Below are 19,065 nucleotides of genomic sequence, written 5' to 3' on the forward strand. Positions count from 1 at the left end.
GGGACAACAAATGGCATCAACGACCAAGAAACTAAAAGTAAGACGCGCACTTAACAAAGCACGTGCCGGTAAAAAGCGTAAGAATGCACTCCGTCGCAACGGATCGACTGCGGTAAGTCTTCCTCTCGATAAGCCTAACGCTAACGAGAAGGCACAGAAAGCTGCAAAGCAAGCTTAACATTCCGACGGTTGCGGGTTAGAATCCTATCGCAATGGAAATCCCTAAAATTAGGCAGGTGCGAGATGGCAAGTTCCGACCTTACGGTTGAGCGCATATCTGATGCGCTTCTCGGGAAGCACATAGATGTGATTGTCTCTGGTTCTATCGGAGCCGTCGAAAGTACCCGCTTTGTTCGCAGCCTCCGTCGTTTGGGGGCTCGCGTCACACCTTGGCTCACCGAAGGCGCTAAGCAATTTACCACCAATACAGCACTTTCCTGGGCTTCTGCAGAAAAAGTCGTCGAATCCTTCTCAGGTGACGCATCCCATATCGGCTTGGCGGACGCCTGTGTTATCGCACCAGCCTCTGCAAATATCATAGCTAAGATTGCCCGTGGTATCACCGATACTCCTGCATCAGCACTTGTGGCCTCCTATTTGGGTCAGGGTAAACCTGTCATGTTTATCCCAAACATGCACGAAAGCCTCTCGCACTCACCTTTTGTCAAATCGAATACCGAAAAGATCGAAGCTTACTGCACCAAACTCCAGCCGCGCATGGAAGAGGGTAAGCTTAAGTTTCCCGAACCGGCTGTCTTAGCTGATCAGATCGCCCATTCATTAAACTCCGTCGCAGGCATGTTCCCAGCGATGGTGGCAATGGGCACAACACGGGGCTATATCGATGATGTTCGCTATATCTCTAACTATTCATCGGGAGCCCTCGGCTCCAAAATCGCTGAAGAGCTATATCGTCAAGGCCTTACCACCTATGTTGTAGCTGGGCCTAGTCCGATTCGCCCTAAAGCTTATTCAAAATTGATAGAAGTGGATACCAACGACAGCTTAGAACGCACCTCCCTACAGCTTGTGGAGGAGGAAAAAGCCGCCGTTGTATTCGCATCTTCTGTCTTGGACTTTATTCCTGATCAGAAGCAAGATGGCAAAATTAAGTCTTCTGAAGATCTGCAGGTGTCCTTTGTCAAAACAGACAAAATCATTGCGAAACTAAAGCCTGAGCACGGCATCAAGGTTGGCTTTAAATTGGAAGCTGACTTGGATGAGGCCAAGGCCAAAGCTATCGCAACTGATTATATGGAAAAGTACTCGTTAAGCCTCATGGTTTTGAACTCGTTAAAAGAGGTCACGGCTACTGCTCACAAGGCTTATATAGTGTCTAGGAATGACAAAGGCGATCTGCAATGGACCCAGAAAGATGGGAAACAGCAAATCGCCGCAATGATTGCCAAGCATATTAAGCTTGCTAGCCTCAACTAGCCCACACTATTATCGCTTCATGTTTACTACTTCTTCAATCATCGTATCGGTCGTTGTGATCGAACGTGAGTTGGCTTGGAAGCCCCTCTGGGTTCGAATCATTTCAACAAACTGCTGAGCCATGTCCACATTCGACTCCTCAAGTGTTGAGGCGTAGATAGATCCTCGAACACCTGACTGAGGCACTCCAGTTCGCGGCGCACCTGATTCCACAGTCGCAAAGAACTGATTTCGCCCGGCTTTCATCAAACCGTCAACATTCTCAAAGGTTGATAGAGCAAATGAGGCTAGAAGCTTCTCTACTCCATTGGTATAGTAGCCCTTGATTTTGCCATCGAGGTCGATTTTAAGGGATTTTATGTTACCAGCCTCGTAACCGTTTTGACTGTGGAACACCGTAACTGCATCAGCAGCGACCGCGGTGGAGGCACCTACTCCGTTGCCTTCCTCTTCCCCAATGTTGTTACCAAAGTCAATCTCTATATACTGGTTCGGTAACGCACCTTTCGTGAAATTTGCGTCGAACTCAGTGGTTTCTTCTGCTAGCAGCACTCCAGCAGCATTAAACTGCACCTTCCCCCGGCCGATCACTTTAATCTTGGCATCGTCGTCTGCATCGGTGACCTCCTTAGAGTCTGCCGTAGCAAACCATTCGTAGCTAATGCCCTCATCATCCTCTACTCGTCGGAAGTAGGTGGTCATCGCATGCTTGGTACCGTGACTATCGAAGATATTCATACTATTCACGAAGTTGGATGTACCTTGGGGATCTTGGATATCAAACTCTTCCTCAATGACCTCATCACGGGAGTCCAGATTCACATTCATCTTCACCACACTGGTAGATACGGGTGGAAGGTTATTAGTGACGATTCGGACGTCGTCTAGCTTCGGCGACAGCCTCCCTTTCTCATCAGCCATATAGCCTTGGAGGCGGCCACCTGTTTTATCCGAAAGATAGCCATCCTTGTCAAAGTTGAAAGCACCTACCCGGGTATAGAACATACCACCGGCTTCCTGCTTTTCACCGAGGGGGTTTCGCACTATAAAAAAGCCATTCCCCTGAACCGCTAAGTCTGTGAGGCGATCAGTAATGGAAAGGCCACCCTGGGTATGAATGGTTCTTACATCGGAGAGTCGAGCACCACGACCAATCTGCGCTTGACCCGTTGAGGTTCCTAAGTCCATTGAAAGAAGATCATCAAACTCTGCACGGTCATACTTGAAGCCCTTTGCGTTGGCGTTTGCCAAGTTGTTGGCTACCACCGACATGGTGTCTGACATGACTGAAAGCCCTGTAACACCGGTGTAAAGCGCTTGAGTAATCGGCATAGATCCCTCCGAGTGACCGTTTTAAAACTAAGGTGACGATGTATCTAGATTAAGACTAGCAAGGCTTGGCTGGCCTGTGGGAAATGTTGCAAAGATTCAAGAATTGGGAAAACTTGAGGATAGACTTTGCCTAGCAGATAGCTAGGCAGTGTGATGACTAAGCTGATATCTTTTTGCCCAATTCAGATTTCTGGCCCTGACCAGGTTTAGTTGCTTCATGACCTTTCTCACTGACGAAACTCTGATACTCTTGAGGTTGTAATTTAGGTGACGGTACCCCGTCAGCCCTTGGGTTCTCGATCACATCTTTCCAAGCGGTGTAGAGAGTTTTGAGTAACTTCTCTACAATAGCCAAAGACTCACGATCGTTGTTGATGTTGCCATCGATAAGCTTATCAATCATAAAAACATAGAGATTTTCTAAGTCTGTTGCGAGTTGGCCACCCACTTTAAAGTCGAGTGTCGCCATAAGCTCAGAAAGGATGGCTGTGGCTTTGGATATGTAGCGGCCTTTGTCAGCAAGATTATTCTCTTCCATGGCCTTGTCAGCGTGTTTAACAAAGCGAATTGCTCCCTCATAGAGCATAAGTAAGATCTTCTCCTGGCTAGCAGTAGTTACCTGGGTCTTTTGGTAATTACTATAAGGATTATTCACTTTGTTAAATCTCCCTTACTTTTTGTCCCCCTTATCTTGTTGGCCAAAACGCTGAGCAAGGAAGTCTCCCTGTGCCTTGAGTCCTGACAACTGACCTTCGAGGGCTGTGAATCGACGTTTGATCGACTCGGTTTTCTTCTCTAGTGCCCTCTCTTTCAATTCAATTTCCTTATCCTGATTGGCGATGATAGCATCCATGGTTCTCAGCTTAGTTTTGAGAACACCGCCTTGAGGATCGCGAAGCCCCTTGATTGCCTCTGCCATGCGCGCGGCAACACCCAATGAGCCTCGTTGCTGAATAAAAAGATCGGCAACACTATCATAGTCTTCGGCAAGGGATTGCTTGACTTTAGCTTCGTTCATATCAAGGCGACCGGTTTTGGGGTCGGTTGTGATACCTATCTGACTAAGAGTATTCCACTTTCCACCAGTGCTTACCGAACCACCAACCGCACTTTGCACGCGTCTCATCACGGTTCTAGTGCTGCTATCACCGGCGAGAATTCCAGCCTTATTGGTATCCGCATCGATGATGTACTGATCGTTGATAAAGGTGGCTAGTTCGTTATACTTTTCAATGAACCCAACGATAGATTCCAGGGTTTTCTCGATGTCATGAACGATATTGACTTGAACACGGGTGCCAGGCTCAGCACGCTTCACATTGAAAACGACGTTATCGACCAATTCCTCTAGATTATTGTCTTCATCGGTGACAGGAACATCTTCAAACAATACATCAAGGTTCCGCCCACGAACCTGCTCTTTAAACTCTAGAAAGGTGGTATCCTCGTCAATCTTGACCTTGGCTTCGTTACCAGATTGTTCACTCACCACCAGCAAGCGGTAGGGATCGGGCTTGTATTTGGTGTTGATAACCATCGCCTTAACACCAGCCTCGGCGTCGTTGATTTGGGTCGCCACATCCTGCAACGTAGAGCCGGGCTCGATGATGACTTCAAAATCATCCATATCTTCCCGCTCGATCAACATGAAACCAAAACCAACTGGAGTCTCATTTTTATCAGGAAAGCCGTAGGCAAGTTCCTTCTCTGCCTTCGCAAGGCCTCGAACTTCAAACTCATAGGTGCCGGTCAATGCCACACCTTCTACCAGTCCATCAATGATGTCTGGATGAGATGATTCGACCTTCAATTTATAGAAATCAGTCCTGTTTTTGAGGGAATTTAGGGTAGTATCGAGACCATTCACTAAATCTCGAACTTGGGCAAACTCATCTTTTTCGGCAACAATCGTCTCGCGACGTCGTTTAGCAGCGTCAATCGGAAGCTTTTCCACTTCGATAAGCTGCTTGACGATATTGGGATCGAACAAGCCGGTGGTAGCACCTGGAAGTCTAATACCCATAATCTAGTTCCAAAAAAGAAATCCTATTCTAGGATCACGATGATCCACTATAATAATTAACAGTCATGTTCAACTAGCGAGACCAACGATGGCCATTGCTTGCCCTCAAACTGAGTCCCACATTGCGCTGCGCAACCAGCTCCTACAAAATGCTCTGCGCCCAGAGCCTTTGCCATTTAAGATTCAATCTGAATATCCGATCGTATTAGGAGAAAAGGGGACAGAGTTTAGCCATTGTCTGTTCCACGATGATCGGATTGTGGCCCATGCGAATCTGTGGCCACGAGACCTCATGGATAGCCTAGGTCAACGAGTCGCAAAAGTAGGACTCATTGGGAACGTTGCCACCGACGAATCCTATCGTGGCCAAGGCTTCATGAAGCAACTCTTTCAATCACTTGAGTCGAAAGCCATCCTAGCCGACTTGGAAGCTCTAATTTTATGGAGCGATCTGAGTCTATTCTATCAAAAACTAGGTTTTCAGTCACTATCACAGGAATGGCATCACCAGTTCGATCTTCGGCATCGTCGCGGGGCAGGCAATTTTAGACTGATTCCTTCTGATGAAATTCATCTCGTTGACCCAACGACGCTCCTTGCCATCCGCACCTCAACTCGCTACACCCTTCATCGTAGCCCCAACGAATTTTTAGAAATGTTACATATTCCAAATCTTGATCTTTGTCTTGAATATGGGATTCACAATGAAGTGATTGCCTACTGTATCACTGGCAAAGGGTACGATATGATTGGTGTGATCCATGAATGGGGTGCCCCAAGCATTGATCACCTTGTGAACATGATTCGCTTTGTTCAGGAGAGCTTTAAGTTTCCTGAGATAATTTTACTGTCTCCTGGCACCCTAGCCAAAAGCCGACGCAAGCAGCTCGATGCTCGCGCCACCAAAACGGTGAAGGGGCCGATGGGGCTGGTTAAGCTCTTAAAGCCATCCAAGTCCATCGAGCTGGCCTTGGATCAGTGTTTTATATGGGGTCTTGATTCGATTTAGCCCTGCAATAGAGTGAGAGCCATTTCTGGTATTGAGTTTGCCTGCTGAAGAACCGAGGTTCCCGCCTGCATCAAGATATTATTTTTCGTCAATTCGCTGGTTTCATCAGCAATATCGACGTCTTTGATTCGAGATTTGGCGGCTGACAAGTTTTCAATGGATACTGCTAGGTTTCGCACTGTTTTCACTAATCTGTTATCGATGGCACCAAGCTCACCACGAACTGATGATACATGTTGAATAGCGTCATCAATGAAGGCTAGGCTGCGCTGAGCGTCTTCTTTCGTTCTTAGACCTAGCTCTTCGAGACCAAGCTTGTCCACATTTACGTCGGAACGGAAAGCATCAAAGGAAATTCTATCCACACCTAAGAGATTCAAGCCACCAGTGTTGACTTGAATATCAAGAGTTCCGCCAGTACCATCAAGGAGAACAGTACCATTGAACTCAGTAACATTGGCGATTCGATCAATTTCTTCTTTCAGAGACTGATACTCTTCGTCGAGGTATCGTCGTTCCTCAGGACCGATCGTATCAGAAGCAGCCTGAACCCCCAACTCACGAAGGCGGATAAGAATATTTTGAACTTCTGACAAGCCGCCTTCCGCAACCTGGATCAGTGAGATACCATCAGAAGCGTTTCGTTGTGCTTGGATTAGACCTCTCGTTTTTGCACGGAGTTTCTCAGAAATAGCAAGACCAGCAGCGTCATCACCAGCCTTATTGATTCGATAGCCACTAGCTAATCGTTCAATAGAGCGATCTAATAGCCGCCTTGTATTTCTCAAGTGACGCTGAGACGTCAACGATGAGACATTGGTTGCAATTCGCAAACCCATTCGCAGTCCTCCGGACAAAAACCAAACAGAATTTCAGCTTCTAAATGCGCGTGAGAGGAAAGAGCGCATTGACAACATTGTGGTCATTTAAAAGTCTAACAAAAAAGAGGCGCCACAACAACGCCCCTAAGAAAAACTAATAGAATCTTGCTAACTTACATCAAGAAATTGCTTAAATCCTGTACCAGTGTCTTAGCCCTATTGCTGTCCACGAGCACGTACGTCTTCACATAGTTGGACTTCAACCAAAACTGTTCAAGCTCATCACCACCTGGATTCAGCTTGAGTATACTCATCGATTCAACGTCATTTTTTTGACCTTTAAACCCAATGGTCACAAGTGCATCAGCCTTGTCAAGATTTTGGCGTTCGACTGGGGTAGCATACTTCTTAACTTGCAGCTTTAGGACCTTCTCCAACCAACTTGCTTCCGAATCAGCCTTGTCATCTTTATCGCTCCTCTTCCAAACTACCTTACCTTTTTCCGATCGTCCTTCCTTCACAAGCTCTAAACTCTTATCTCCACGTGAAATTTGGACTGCCACTACATCGTCATTGAGATCAAAGTTGTAGGGTTTTCTTTCATATAGTCTGGCTTTAGCGTTACGGAGAATATTAATCGCTGATCGTGAAACTAGGATCACCTCATCCCGCTTCATGTCTCGAACAAAAACGTTGGATGTTTGAAAGCTGCGCTTACCGATTTCAAAGCTATACTCTTCGTTCTTCGTTTTTATGATGAGAGTTGTTTTTTCCTCACCTGCGAAACCATACTCCTCAGCGGATACTTCTGAGAACTTACCGATGGTCTTCAAAGCTCTGAGGGTTTCCAGATCTTCCAGAACGTTTTCAAAAGCCTTGCCAGCTTTATACTCAACAGGGGGCAGGTCTATCCCATCCTGCATCTCAGCTTCTGTCACCCAACGCTGGTCCGCATCAACAATCACTCGTTTCTTAGGGTCCTGATAGGTAATCAGCTCTATTTTACCATCAATGTTGAGCCAAACCTGACCACGATCAACCTTATCCTTTGGTCCAGAAGCCCAATAGGCACCCGCCAAACCAATCAAAAAAAGTACGAAGTAGGGTAATACACGAGAGTTCACAGCCATCACTCCTTTCGACGATTGGCAAAATAACCGAATAACAGCACAAGACAAGGCACCAGATAGATCGAACCATGAAAGACCACTAGATCTCGACTCTTAGAGTGCTGAATTTTGATGTCTTCCTCTGACGCGACTTCTCCCATAATTTCCGCCTGCCCCGCTAGCCACCGCACACTATCCACCACTGCTAGCTGATTGCCAGGATTGAGAATCACTGGATCAGAAAGCATTGTGGCATCTGAAAAAACGAGGACCTTACTCTTTGATGACTCAGCGACCATTGCCACCGGATAGTTTTTACGAATCTCGCCTTTATCGAATTTGGTATTCTTGTTGAGATCAATAAATGTGGTATTGAGAGTTTGAATCACCGGTGACGCCTTCCAATCGTCAGCCATCTTTTCAGCAATTTTCAAGTGTCCTGACTGGAACGTGAGAAGTCCCATTTTATCGTCGTTCTTGGTCAAGCTGCTCATAGCCACATGGGAGGAGAAATTATTGGTGAAAAGAAAGAAGTGATCGATCGCCTTACGAGTGCTACGCACAAATTGCTTGTCATTGGCCAAAAACTGAGGCTCAAATACAATCCCAAAGGAAGCCAGCAGCTCTTCTAGTTGATTGGCTCCATCCAGCCCTTCGATACCTCGATCTTCTCCTGAAAACTCTACATCCAAGAACACCAAGAGACTACCACCACCGGCTAGATATGCCTTAAGAACTTGAATTTCTTGACTGGTAAAGGGCTTTGATGGTCCTGGTATCACCACCAAGTCGGTATCATCAGGAAGCTCCGAAAATCCACCTTGTTCAAGCCCTAAGGTACGAATATTGTAATTGAGCTGTTTTAAGATTTTATGAAAGTTCTTGATCTGTCGTGTGGCAGCCCTTTTGCCTTTCCAGCTCATTTCACCATGACCAGAAGTTACATAAATAGTTTTTTTCGCTTCAGAGATCCCCAAAAAAGCTTTTTGAAATAGCTGATCGAATTTCTTAAGTTTCTTTCGAGCAAAGGATATGTCTTCACCAACATCGATCCGCTGCCTTTTCTTATCCTTGAGAAGAATCACTTGACCATCCCGAGCCACGCGAAACTCCTCCGCTTTTGCTGGATAAAAGTCTTTGCTGTAAAAATTCAGCTCGACATTGTCATTAAGGCCAGCGACCTGCTCAAGATATTCCCGAACAAATGGCTCTACCTCACTGTCTCTGGCAAAAAAAGCTCCGATCTGCACTGGCTCGGTTAGTTCTCCAACCATCTTGACTGTGGACTCTCCTGGCTTTGTTGTTTTGAGGTAGGACCAATCCCAAACCATATCCATCTTATTGGCGGCAAAGTTTATACAAACCAAGGCGGCTAGCAGAAAGCCGATACCGAGCCAAGTTTGAGTTGCCAATACCAAGCGATAAGGCTCAGCACGATCACCTTCGCCACTGGATCGAATACCAATCTCTGCTCCAATTCCTGCAAATAGAGCAACGATCACAGCAGTTAACCAAGATACTAAGAGAACCTTTTGGCTTAAGGTTTCTACAGCACCACGATCACCTAGGCTAGCATCAAAAGCAAAGTAAAGACCGAGACCTAGGATCACAACAGACATCCATAGGCTACTGAGGAGCCAATTCTTAGCCTCCTTTTCGAATCCTTCGTTTTTCTTAGTAATGTATAAGCCTGCGGTCATACCCGTTCCCACTAGCATCAACAAAAGCCCTAGGCCGTCAATCAGCAGCCTGGAATCGTACTGTGAGAAATATCGTTCGACAGCAAAGATAATGACTAATCCCAGAAGGAATAGGCCTAGTCGTAAGTTTTTAAGCTGGTTTATCATCCTTGCAACCTCCTAGACTCCAAGGCTCTGACGGAACATTCCAGAAAGAATAGGATCACACTTACATAATAGACTAGGTCCTTAAAGTGCACGATCCCTTTCGAAAATGGTCTAAACCTGAGATTATGAATGGATATATACGAAAAAATACTAGCAAAAGGCTCGTCCACCCTGCCTGAAACAAGCCAAAGCAGAAGAAAAACCACAGTGATAGAGGCCCCAATTACGGCTGCCAAAAGTTGATTAGGCGCGATAACGCTACCAAACAATGCAATCGCCAGCACAGAAGCACCCAGGAGAGTCACTCCCAAATAACCTGCTGCCATGTGACCAATAGACACTTTGCCTTCAATGAAAATCAGAGCTGGTAGGTAAATGGTTAAAGACTGGAGAATTAAAAACATCACAAGACTAGACAAAAACTTGCCGTAGATCAATTGCCGTTCTGTTATGGGAGAGGTGTAGAATAGGGTGATCGTTCCAAACTGCTTTTCCTCGGCGAGCAGCCTCATGGCAAGAAAGATAGCAGCAACCATACCGATACCACTGCTAAAAAAGAAGAAGTCCTTCAAAACATCGGCAGAAAACTTAGCCTTATTACCAATGGCAAACGCGTTGAATAGAAGACCATCGATGAGAAGTGCTGCAAAGACGATAATGTAGCCCATCCAAGTCTTAAAGTATGAGTTTATCTCTCGCTGCGCAATCAACCAGATTTTACTCATCGTCGCGACTCCGTATTAATCAGTTTAAAGAATAAGCTTTCTAACTCAGCCTGCTTTTTCTGTAAGGCTAGAAGCTGAACTCCAGACTCCACCACACATTTGGCGATTTGACCTCTCAGGTCTAGGTTGCAAGCAATATCTAGAGTCGTTGTGGCTTCCTGGCGATGATCGGTCACGCTTTGCACCCCTTCGATGCCCATGATTTTATCACCCAACCCGTCGTCCCAACGATCGACCTCGATAGCAATATCCATAGCGCCATCCATATTGCCCATAAGCTCCTTCTCGTTGCCCTCGGCAACCAACTGCCCTTTATCGATCACAAGAATGCGATCGCAGGTTTTAGTGATTTCAGACAGAATATGGCTCGACAGGATTACTGTATGCTTGCCTTTAAGAGATAGAATCAGATCTCTCATCTCTGCAATTTGTATCGGGTCGAGGCCATTGATAGGCTCATCAAGAATGAGGACCTTGGGCTTATGGACAATGGCTTGGGCAATCCCGACCCGTTGCTGGTAGCCGTGGGATAGCTGCCCCAACTGCCGATCGTACACATCTTCTAGATTTGCCTGCTTTATTGCATCTTCGACATAGCTAGCAATCTGATCTCCCGGCGCATCCTTTAATTTGGCGACGAAGCTTAGATAAGCTTCAACGGTCATTTCATGGTAGAGAGGTGGCCTATCAGGCAGATAGCCAATGAGCTGCCTCACCTTCTCCGAGTCGTGAGTGACGGAGTAACCGCCAATCCTAGCTTCACCTACCGATGGCAAAAGAAAGCAGCCGAGAACCTTGAGAATCGTGCTCTTCCCTGCTCCGTTAACCCCCAGCAGGCCAACTATCTCACCGTCAGAGATCTTGAAGCTCAGGTTCTCTACGGCTTTTTTCTGGCCGTAGAATTTGCAGATACCATTGACTTCGATCATGGACTTTGCACCCTACATGTTCAGTTATTTTAAAAAGACATCTTAGAAAAATATCAGACATAGCGTGCAAATCAAGACAGGAAAGCTTTGGGCCGGCAAGGCTTAACATGCCTTGCTCGATTGTAGGTTATTGGAGGTAAAGCATTGGGGTCTGGTCAAGGTAGTTGCCTGGCTGAATCTGGCCTTGGAAGGCACCCACTTGGATCACAACTCCGGTAAGAAGAACACCGCGACGTCCAATCGGCTGACAGATATCATTTCGGCAGGTTTCAATCTCCTCGGAGCGATCGAACTTATCTAGAGTGCTAGAAGGAATCGGTAGCCACTTTTTGCGAAACTCTTGGTGGGAATTCTTTGGCACAACGCTCGCCGTAGTTATTTCCTTTTCACCTGCAACCCTACCAACAGGTGTAGGAGGTTCATCCAAGTCTGCCTTTGTTACAGGCTTAAGTCTATTTCTAGGCGTCGGCTTGCTCCTCGGGACTCTAAACTTCTTCTCGGCAGCAACCTCATTTTTGACGTGGGAGTAGTCTTGGGTAGTACGCTGAAAGCGCGGCTCAGCGAATACGTTAGATTTATTGACTTGCTCGTCTTCAAAAGGTTGATACTCGGGTTCTGCAATCGGGGCAATATCTTGGGGATCAGGTGTTAGCTGTCCACTTTCGGAAGGAGGCGATACTTGCTCCAGCTCGCTTTGGTGTAGCAGTCCCAAAAGACCAAGTGAAGATAACAAGACAAGCGCAGCAATAATCAACTTATTCACAAGAACCTCCTTCAAAGCCGGTAGGGCTTCTCCGGAAGTTATCATGCAAAAACTATGTCACAAATGTAGTAGACGGTCTTCAAATCAGTTATCTCAGGAGCCCAAAGCCTTCGGGAAAGCACCACTTTTAACCATAACCTACTGATACTACGATGCTATTATCAGCTCCACAACCTTCAAATGGACCAAAAACATTGTTATCCTAGTAGCTTACCCTATTCCTCAGACCAAGGTCGTGACAAGTTTTGAACGTAGCCAACCGTCGCTCTAGCTGACAGTCAAGCCACCTAATTCTTTGACCAACCATATGCCTTGAGCCAAACCTACCTCGACTCACCTAAAAACCGTGAACGATCAGTTGCTTTTTCCACAGCAGAAACAAACATGGATCTTAAGCCTCGCTCCTCAAGCTCGTGAAGAGCCGATATAGTCGTCCCAGCCGGAGTAGTCACTTGGTCCTTTAAAATCGCTGGGTGTTGACCGGTGTGCTTGACTAAGGCCGCCGCACCGAGAACTGTCTGCGTTGCCAGGTTTTGGGATAGACTTCGAGGTAAGCCCATTTTCACACCACCATCGGTCAAAGCCTCAATGACCATATAAATATAGGCAGGACCGCTACCAGAGAGGCCAGTAACCGTATCCATCAGAGATTCTTTAGTCCAGTAGGCTTCTCCCACTGCTTGAAAGACCCGCTCAGCAAGCTCCTTCTGATCTTTGCTACAATTAGCATTACAGCACATAGCCGTTGCTGCTTCTCCGATTGTTGCTGCGATGTTTGGCATCGCCCGAACCACTCCACCTTGGAAGTCCAGCTCCTCCTGGATGGTCTCGATTCGCACTCCTGCAAGAATTGAAAGGACAAGGCAATCAGGATCGATCTTGCCACGTAAGGTTTCTGCTAGGCTTTTTAAGTCATGGGGCTTAACACAAAATATCAGGCATTCACCATCTTTTCCAAGCAGACTTAAATCTTCAACTCCTTGACAAGTTTCCATTTCTGCAAACTGATCCTTGATGTCCGGGTGAAGATCAAAAACCTTAAGAGGATGCTGGTCTTTCAACGGTGACTTAAGCAGCCCTTTAACCATGGAGCCACCCATATTTCCCAAACCAATCACCGTTAATGCTTTTGCCATCTTAGGACCTTTCTATCTTTAATTCTCAGAGCCTTCAGCCTTGACTCTGAAGCTTTCCGCGATGATGCAGACCAGACTTTCAATATGCTAAAATGATACCAGAGGGAATCTGTGAACTGTAGGAGCTTCCGTTGGGTAAGACGTTACTAGCATTCATTCTAAGCTTGTCATTTGGACTACCCGCCGAAGCCCAAGAAATCGAAGACTTCTCACTGGACCAACCGCCAAGTTATTCGTCTGAGCCGAAAAAGACAACTCGGAAAAAAACCTATCGGAAGCGAAGCAGACAAAGGCGTATTCATCATATCTCCGGCCATGGAATTTTAAACTACTTTGGCAGCGGCGTTGGCCTAGGCTATGAATACCGCACCAACTCGTTTTTCTCTTGGGGAGTCTCGGCCTCATACACCCAGGCACATTTAGAAGCAGCGGTAGGGGTCGGTGTGAATGAAATATTGGATGCAACCAACACGAGAGCCAGCGGCTTCATAAAGTTTTTCATATGGGATCTGGTATATGCTGGATTAAAAATCAATGGCTCCCAAGTCTCCGGAGACTATAGCTTAGACGATGAAAACCAAACTGAACAAGCAGCTGATGTCCCCTTTACTGCCACGGAGATTCATCCTGATCTATTTTTGGGAACTCACTTCGATCTTAAATCGAACTTTTTCTTAGCCATCGACTGGGTGGGTTTTGGTGTCCCTGTAACTTCTGGGTTAAGTACCAAAAGCACCGAAAGTAGTGACCAAGCTGTAGAGTTTCTCACTCAAGAGACGCCCGCAGAGCGTATTCGCAGCGAGATCGATCAACAACTTGGTCTACACTATGTCGTTGTTCACTTTGGATACCGCTTATAAGAGGACAGCTTCATGACAACCAAGGTTTCAAAAGTTTATAGTATCGATCAAGCCAGCAGACACCTCGGCCTGTCTGAAGCCGATATCTGGCAGAAGGTTGAATGCGGGCAACTTATCTGCCGTATGGTGCATGGGCAATTGATGGTCTACCCGTCAGAGTCTGAAGAGCCGAATATTAACAGTCAGCCCCAATTGATTACCTCAGGGGCCACAGGAGCACAGGATGAAACGCTGCGACGCCTTGCCTCAATTGAAAATACCTTGGCAGGAGCTCTTTCCTCCACTGCTAACCAGCGGGAAATCGATCATCTCAATCGCGCGGTTGTGGAAAAAGATGATGAAATCAAGAGACTTAAGCACGACTTAGAAGATCTTTCTATTTTGGCTAATACCTTACAATCAAGCCTTGAAAGCTAGGAAAAATCTTACCTTAAGCTCATAGAGACCTCTCCGATAGAGGCACTGAAAGACTTGAGGTAACTATGATACGACTTTCTAAAATGCTGATTCTTACTGGCTGTCTTGCAATAGACCCGGCATACAGCCAAGAGGTTCCCGAGTCCTTTGTCCCAGTGAGATCCAACGGCATGGGTGGAGCATTCACAGCGATTTCCAACGACGAGAATGCAGTGTGGACCAACCCAGCTGGTATCGCTCGCGTACGAAAAGCCCGTAGCCGCTCCACGGTTCACATCGTGAAAATTCCGAATATCGTGGTCGGCATCAACACCAATAGCCAAGAGTTTATCGATGGTATAAGCGAATCGGGAAATGAAGAAAACGCGCAAGGCCTGTCGAGCAGCGCGACAGATCTCGCCGACAAGCCCCTTTGGTCAACCCTATCAATGTTTCCTCTGATGATGCTGGACTTGGGCAGCATGCCGTCCATTGTTGGAGCCTATTCTCACACCAAACTAAAAGCGGTCATTGACTCTGAAAACACCGATCAAGCACGAACCGAGGCCATTTCCGATGTGGGTGGGGTCTGGGGCCTAGCCTTTACCAATCGCACGAATAGGCTAAACTTCGGCCTAAACCTGCGCTATGTAGCCCGCTATGCTTATGAAGACACCTTGCTCGTCACAGAGCTTCAAGATGCCAACACCTTGCAAACTCGAATCAAAGAAAACTCCAACAAGTCATCTGCCTTCGCGGTAGACCTTGGATTCATGTGGACCTTTGCCGACTTTTGGTTTCCCACTATTGGTATTGCCGTATTCAACGCCCCCTTGGGCTGCAAAGATGATTATCTGAACCCATTTGCAAAAGTTAGAGAGAAGGTTTGTGGCACAGTTTTTACTGGTGACATTGCCAATCCCGATGCCGTATCCACCATTGACCCCACCGATATCCGCGTGGGAATCTCTATCACACCGAGGCTTAGCAGGAAAATTGCTGCGCGCTTATCGGTAGGTTTTCATCATCTATATATAGGTTCAGGATCCCAGAACTACGGCTTGAGCGATATTCCCATCCAAAAGCAAACCCATGCGGGCATCGAGTTTGTTACAGGCAACCCACTTCTACCATCACCATTCTCTGTTTCAGTCGGGTATAATCAAGGATTTTATAGTATGGGTGCCTCGGTTCGGTTATCGTTCCTATCTCTCGACTTCGCTACTTTTGGTAGAGATATTTCTACTTCAGAAACACCTCAAGAGGACCGCCGAATCATGGCTGGTTTGTCGATTGATTTCTAGTGCTAGACAGTTTTATACTCGAATTCGATTGGCTCTTTTTATCAGAGATCTCCGAAACACCTGGCTTTTGGTGGCATGTTTTAGGCAAGAATTTCTTACCCCAATGCTCTGTAGATTTAAAGTCATATGAAGATCAACTAACGATTCATCGTAGCAAAACACCTGATTGCATCAATTCTTCTTCCAGGCAAGAAATGTCAATGTCACCCGCAACAATGGTATCATATAGCAAACAGTACCATTAAGTGGTACGATCCTAATGATTTAACGGACCGATTCTTATGGGACTGACCGCATGACCAGCAAAAGAGCTAAGATATCGATATTAATGTGTTTTATTAGTTTTGGCGGCTTTAGCGCTTGCACCACCACCAAGCCGGCCTTTCCAAAGAAATACGCCCAGCCGAAAAGCTCGAAGACACCGTCCAGAAAAGGGCAAACCATCAGCAAGCAGGGGGAGAAGGTTTCAAAACCTGTTGCTCCTCAAGTAAAAAACTCTCACGAGGCCTTGTTTTCTAGCCTTCTTGTTCTCGACCAAAGAATCACAGACGATGAGCTTGGCGAAATGAGCCGTATCAATACGCCCCCAGCTCCACGAAGCTTTGCTGAAGCCATTCTCACCTTAGGGAACTTAAAATTCGTCCAACGATCAGCTGCCGATAGCGTCGCCTCTTCTCAGGCAACCGACGAAGCTAATAGTGCAAGCTCAGCCCCCAAGTTGCTGACCATACAAGAACAGTTTAACCGAACCGATATCAATCTGTTTGACTCTCTCAAGGAAAACCCATATCTGCAAAGTCTCCAAGTCTTTCAGATTGTTCAAGCAACCCTAGCGGTGAGTGGCGACAGTGAGCGTTATCGGGAAGGAGTTGCGGAAGTCCTAGGTAGTAGGATTGCTATGTGGCAAGCCTTTGCGGACCAGTTCCAACAAACAGTGCCAAAAGAAGATGGCGAAGACAGCCTCCGACAAGTGGCATCCCCAGTTGATCCAAGCCAATATCGCGCTGCTGACCTTCTACTTGGGGATACTATATTGCTCCAAGCTCAAAAGCTCGCAGAAAAAGGCCAGTTTAAATCAGCTGTTGGCCGAGCATCTCGAGTGACTTCAGTGGACCCATTTTACCCAGCGGCGCAGGAAAAAATAAAATATTTCAGCAATTTAGCTGTTCAGGAGCTTCGCCAAAAAGCAGCACAGGCGTTCCAAAGCTCCCTTCCGGTGGTTGATATTAAAACGAAAGCAGCCTATCTAGTAGAGGCCAAGAAGTATTTGGAAGAAGCCCTCAGTGACTTTCCGGCTGCAGACCACCTCACGACTGTCCGTGAAAACTTGGCGGTGATTACTCGGGATCTGGAGAGCATTGACCAGGACGTGAGCCCTCGTTAGATGATTCAACTCGACCAGCTAAGCAAAAGCTTCGCCAGCAAAACAGTTTTGGACGCAGTCTCCTTTCAATTTCCCAGTCAAAAAAGAATAGCACTCATCGGCGCCAATGGCGCCGGAAAAACCACGCTTCTCAATATCCTATGCGGTCTTGAGGAGCCTGACAGCGGCAAAGTTATTAGCCCCGGGCAATTTCAGATCGGCTACCTCCCTCAAGAGCCCAATCCGCGACCGGAAAGCACGATCATCGAAGAGGCGAAGGCGGGTGCAAAAACTGTCATGTCAATCCAAAAGGATCTGCAAGCTAGCATCAGTCGCCTTGAGCAAGATCACAGTGAAGATGCACTCAAGCATCACGAGGCTCTTGAAGCTGAATTTCAGCGCTTGGATGGTTATTCCCTAGAGGCCAAAGCAAAGAGTATCCTGGCAGGGTTAGGCTTCGCCGAGGAGAAGCTAACGAGCCATCCTACCGCTCTATCCGGTGGATGGCGGATGCGCCTTGAGCTTGCTAAGATTTTCATTAATGAACCAGACTTCCTGATCCTAGATGAGCCTACAAACCATCTCGATCTACCTAGCTTAGTGTGGGTTGAAAATTACCTAAAAAGCTTCAAAGGAACCCTGTTATTCGTATCACATGATCGATCACTCCTTGATCGCCTTGCAAATCATACATTGCTCTTATTCCAGGGCCAACTGGAGTCTTACCCAAGCTCCTTTGAAAAGGCTCTTGAAATGCGTGCTGAGCGGCTTGAGTTGGAAGAAGCCCGGCGCGACAACTTAGCCAAGAAGCGGGAGAAGATGGAGAAGTTTGTGGAACGCTTTGGTGCCAAGGCCACCAAAGCTAAGCAAGCTCAATCGCGAGTCAAGATGATCGGAAAACTCAGGGAACTTGAAGGGGAACTCAACCTTGAGGACAATCAACAAGATATCATCTTTCATTTAGCACCACCGCAAAAGAGTGGTCGTCAAGTCCTAGAGGTGAACGACCTGGCTATCGGCTACGATGCCCCCCTCATTGAAAAGCTGAACCTAGGAATCGAGCGCGGCCAGAAAATTGCTGTCATTGGTGCCAACGGTATCGGCAAGTCTACCCTGCTAAAGTCCATTGTTGGCGAGCTAAAACCCTTGGCCGGTGAAGTTGATTTTGGCCATAATGTGGAGCCAGCCTACTTCTCGCAGAATCATGAGGACTCTCTTGATATCACCAAGGACTGCTTGACGAACGTCCTTGATGGTTCTACGGCTATTGGCGAAAAAGACGCGCGCTCCATTCTAGGTGCCTTCCTGTTTCGCGGGGATGACGTGTTTAAGGAAGTCGAAGTCCTATCGGGTGGTGAAAAAAGCCGGGTGGCCTTAGCAAAAATTCTTGTGCAAAACGCCAATTTTTTGCTTTTAGATGAGCCTACGAACCACTTGGATATGTCTTCGGTAGAAGCGTTGATTCAAGCGGTCAATCAATTTGAGGGAACCATTCTATTTGTGAGCCATGATCGAACGTTTATTGACGCAGTGTGCTCCCATGTTTTTGTTATGCTACCTTCTGGTCAGTCGATGCTTTTTGAAGGCAAACTCGATGACTACCAGCTCATGGCAAAGCAAATGGGGTTTCCTAACGTGCTTGACCCCGACTATAGTCAGACTCAGGAAACCTCTCCTCAAGCGACGGAACAGGCTGTAGAAACCCCGGTCGTATCGCAACAAGAGGTCAAAGACCTGAAAAGGCAGCGCAATAGCCAGCAGAAAAAGCTTGAAAAACTAGAAAGTGAAGAGGCTGGCCTTAAGGCAAAACGTGCTGAACTCGAAGAACAGTCTTATAAAGTGGACCCTAAAGATTATGAGCAACTTGCTCAGATTCGCAGCGAACTTGATCAAATTGAAGAACGGCTGGAAGCCTGCGAAACGGAATGGCTAGAGGCATCAGAAGAGTGTGAAAGGCTCGAAGAACAGCTTCGAGCCATCAACCGCTTATAGAAGCTGGCTGAAAAGCTCA

General features: G+C 46.8%; 18 protein-coding genes. 8 read left to right on the plus strand and 10 right to left on the minus strand.

The genetic code is table 11. The features are described 5' to 3' along the window. Nucleotides 1-10: 10 nt before the first annotated feature. Both B9N89_RS31470 and B9N89_RS20545 read left to right on the plus strand, forming a co-directional pair. Nucleotides 11-178, plus strand: a complete 168-nt coding sequence (locus B9N89_RS31470) for a hypothetical protein (protein ID WP_159455523.1) — start codon at nt 11-13, stop codon at nt 176-178. A gap of 65 nt (nt 179-243) precedes the next feature. Next, nucleotides 244-1,437, plus strand: a complete 1,194-nt coding sequence (locus tag B9N89_RS20545) for a phosphopantothenoylcysteine decarboxylase domain-containing protein (protein ID WP_132322028.1) — start codon at nt 244-246, stop codon at nt 1,435-1,437. A 9-nt stretch (nt 1,438-1,446) separates the two neighbouring features. Here B9N89_RS20545 and B9N89_RS20550 read toward each other — a convergent pair whose 3' ends face one another. From B9N89_RS20550 to fliD, 3 genes are all read right to left on the minus strand, one after another. Next, nucleotides 1,447-2,769: a flagellar hook protein FlgE gene (locus B9N89_RS20550; RefSeq protein WP_132322026.1), complete on the minus strand. Its 1,323-nt coding sequence runs from the start codon at nt 2,767-2,769 to the stop codon at nt 1,447-1,449. Between the two features lie 157 nt (nt 2,770-2,926). Continuing rightward, nucleotides 2,927-3,424 (minus strand): flagellar export chaperone FliS, encoded by a 498-nt coding sequence (gene fliS, locus B9N89_RS20555; protein WP_132322024.1) that lies wholly within the window; start codon nt 3,422-3,424, stop codon nt 2,927-2,929. Between the two features lie 15 nt (nt 3,425-3,439). Further along, complete coding sequence (gene fliD / locus B9N89_RS20560; RefSeq protein ID WP_132322022.1) at nt 3,440-4,792, minus strand: flagellar filament capping protein FliD; 1,353 nt, start codon at nt 4,790-4,792, stop codon at nt 3,440-3,442. A gap of 88 nt (nt 4,793-4,880) precedes the next feature. Here fliD and B9N89_RS20565 point away from each other — a divergent pair, with 88 nt between their 5' ends. Next, nucleotides 4,881-5,801, plus strand: a complete 921-nt coding sequence (locus B9N89_RS20565) for a GNAT family N-acetyltransferase (RefSeq protein ID WP_132322020.1) — start codon at nt 4,881-4,883, stop codon at nt 5,799-5,801. Here B9N89_RS20565 and B9N89_RS20570 read toward each other — a convergent pair. From B9N89_RS20570 to proC, 7 genes are all read right to left on the minus strand, one after another. Continuing rightward, a complete protein-coding gene (locus B9N89_RS20570; protein ID WP_132322018.1) occupies nt 5,798-6,640 on the minus strand; it encodes a flagellin N-terminal helical domain-containing protein in 843 nt (280 codons plus the stop codon). The two genes, B9N89_RS20565 and B9N89_RS20570, sit on opposite strands and share 4 nt — an antisense overlap. A gap of 155 nt (nt 6,641-6,795) precedes the next feature. Continuing rightward, a complete protein-coding gene (locus B9N89_RS20575) occupies nt 6,796-7,746 on the minus strand; it encodes a DUF4340 domain-containing protein (RefSeq protein WP_159455524.1) in 951 nt (316 codons plus the stop codon). A 5-nt stretch (nt 7,747-7,751) separates the two neighbouring features. Then, entirely contained in the window at nt 7,752-9,578 is a 1,827-nt protein-coding gene (locus tag B9N89_RS20580; RefSeq protein ID WP_132322014.1) for a Gldg family protein, read from the minus strand. Then, nucleotides 9,575-10,303 (minus strand): ABC transporter permease, encoded by a 729-nt coding sequence (locus B9N89_RS20585; RefSeq protein WP_132322012.1) that lies wholly within the window; start codon nt 10,301-10,303, stop codon nt 9,575-9,577. The genes B9N89_RS20580 and B9N89_RS20585 overlap by 4 nt, the downstream gene beginning before the upstream one ends. Beyond that, nucleotides 10,300-11,232, minus strand: a complete 933-nt coding sequence (locus B9N89_RS20590; protein WP_132322010.1) for an ABC transporter ATP-binding protein — start codon at nt 11,230-11,232, stop codon at nt 10,300-10,302. Before B9N89_RS20590 ends, B9N89_RS20585 begins: the two co-directional genes overlap by 4 nt. A gap of 127 nt (nt 11,233-11,359) precedes the next feature. Next, entirely contained in the window at nt 11,360-11,995 is a 636-nt protein-coding gene (locus B9N89_RS20595) for a hypothetical protein (RefSeq protein WP_132322008.1), read from the minus strand. A gap of 323 nt (nt 11,996-12,318) precedes the next feature. Continuing rightward, nucleotides 12,319-13,131 carry a pyrroline-5-carboxylate reductase gene (gene proC, locus B9N89_RS20600; protein WP_132322006.1) on the minus strand — a complete coding sequence of 271 codons (813 nt, stop codon included), beginning with the start codon at nt 13,129-13,131 and terminating at the stop codon, nt 12,319-12,321. A gap of 131 nt (nt 13,132-13,262) precedes the next feature. Here proC and B9N89_RS20605 point away from each other — a divergent pair, with 131 nt between their 5' ends. The 5 genes from B9N89_RS20605 (at nt 13,263) to abc-f (ending at nt 19,046) form a co-directional block, all read left to right on the plus strand. Then, nucleotides 13,263-13,991: a hypothetical protein gene (locus B9N89_RS20605; protein WP_132322004.1), complete on the plus strand. Its 729-nt coding sequence runs from the start codon at nt 13,263-13,265 to the stop codon at nt 13,989-13,991. Nucleotides 13,992-14,003: 12 nt separating this feature from the next. Beyond that, nucleotides 14,004-14,408 (plus strand): hypothetical protein, encoded by a 405-nt coding sequence (locus tag B9N89_RS20610; RefSeq protein WP_132322002.1) that lies wholly within the window; start codon nt 14,004-14,006, stop codon nt 14,406-14,408. Between the two features lie 65 nt (nt 14,409-14,473). Then, nucleotides 14,474-15,691 (plus strand): PorV/PorQ family protein, encoded by a 1,218-nt coding sequence (locus B9N89_RS20615; RefSeq protein WP_132322000.1) that lies wholly within the window; start codon nt 14,474-14,476, stop codon nt 15,689-15,691. Nucleotides 15,692-15,986: 295 nt separating this feature from the next. Continuing rightward, entirely contained in the window at nt 15,987-17,075 is a 1,089-nt protein-coding gene (locus tag B9N89_RS20620; RefSeq protein WP_132321998.1) for a hypothetical protein, read from the plus strand. Next, complete coding sequence (gene abc-f / locus B9N89_RS20625; RefSeq protein WP_132321996.1) at nt 17,076-19,046, plus strand: ribosomal protection-like ABC-F family protein; 1,971 nt, start codon at nt 17,076-17,078, stop codon at nt 19,044-19,046. Nucleotides 19,047-19,065 lie beyond the last annotated feature (19 nt).

It is taken from the genome of Pseudobacteriovorax antillogorgiicola (genome assembly GCF_900177345.1).
Classification (GTDB): domain Bacteria; phylum Bdellovibrionota_B; class Oligoflexia; order Oligoflexales; family Oligoflexaceae; genus Pseudobacteriovorax; species Pseudobacteriovorax antillogorgiicola.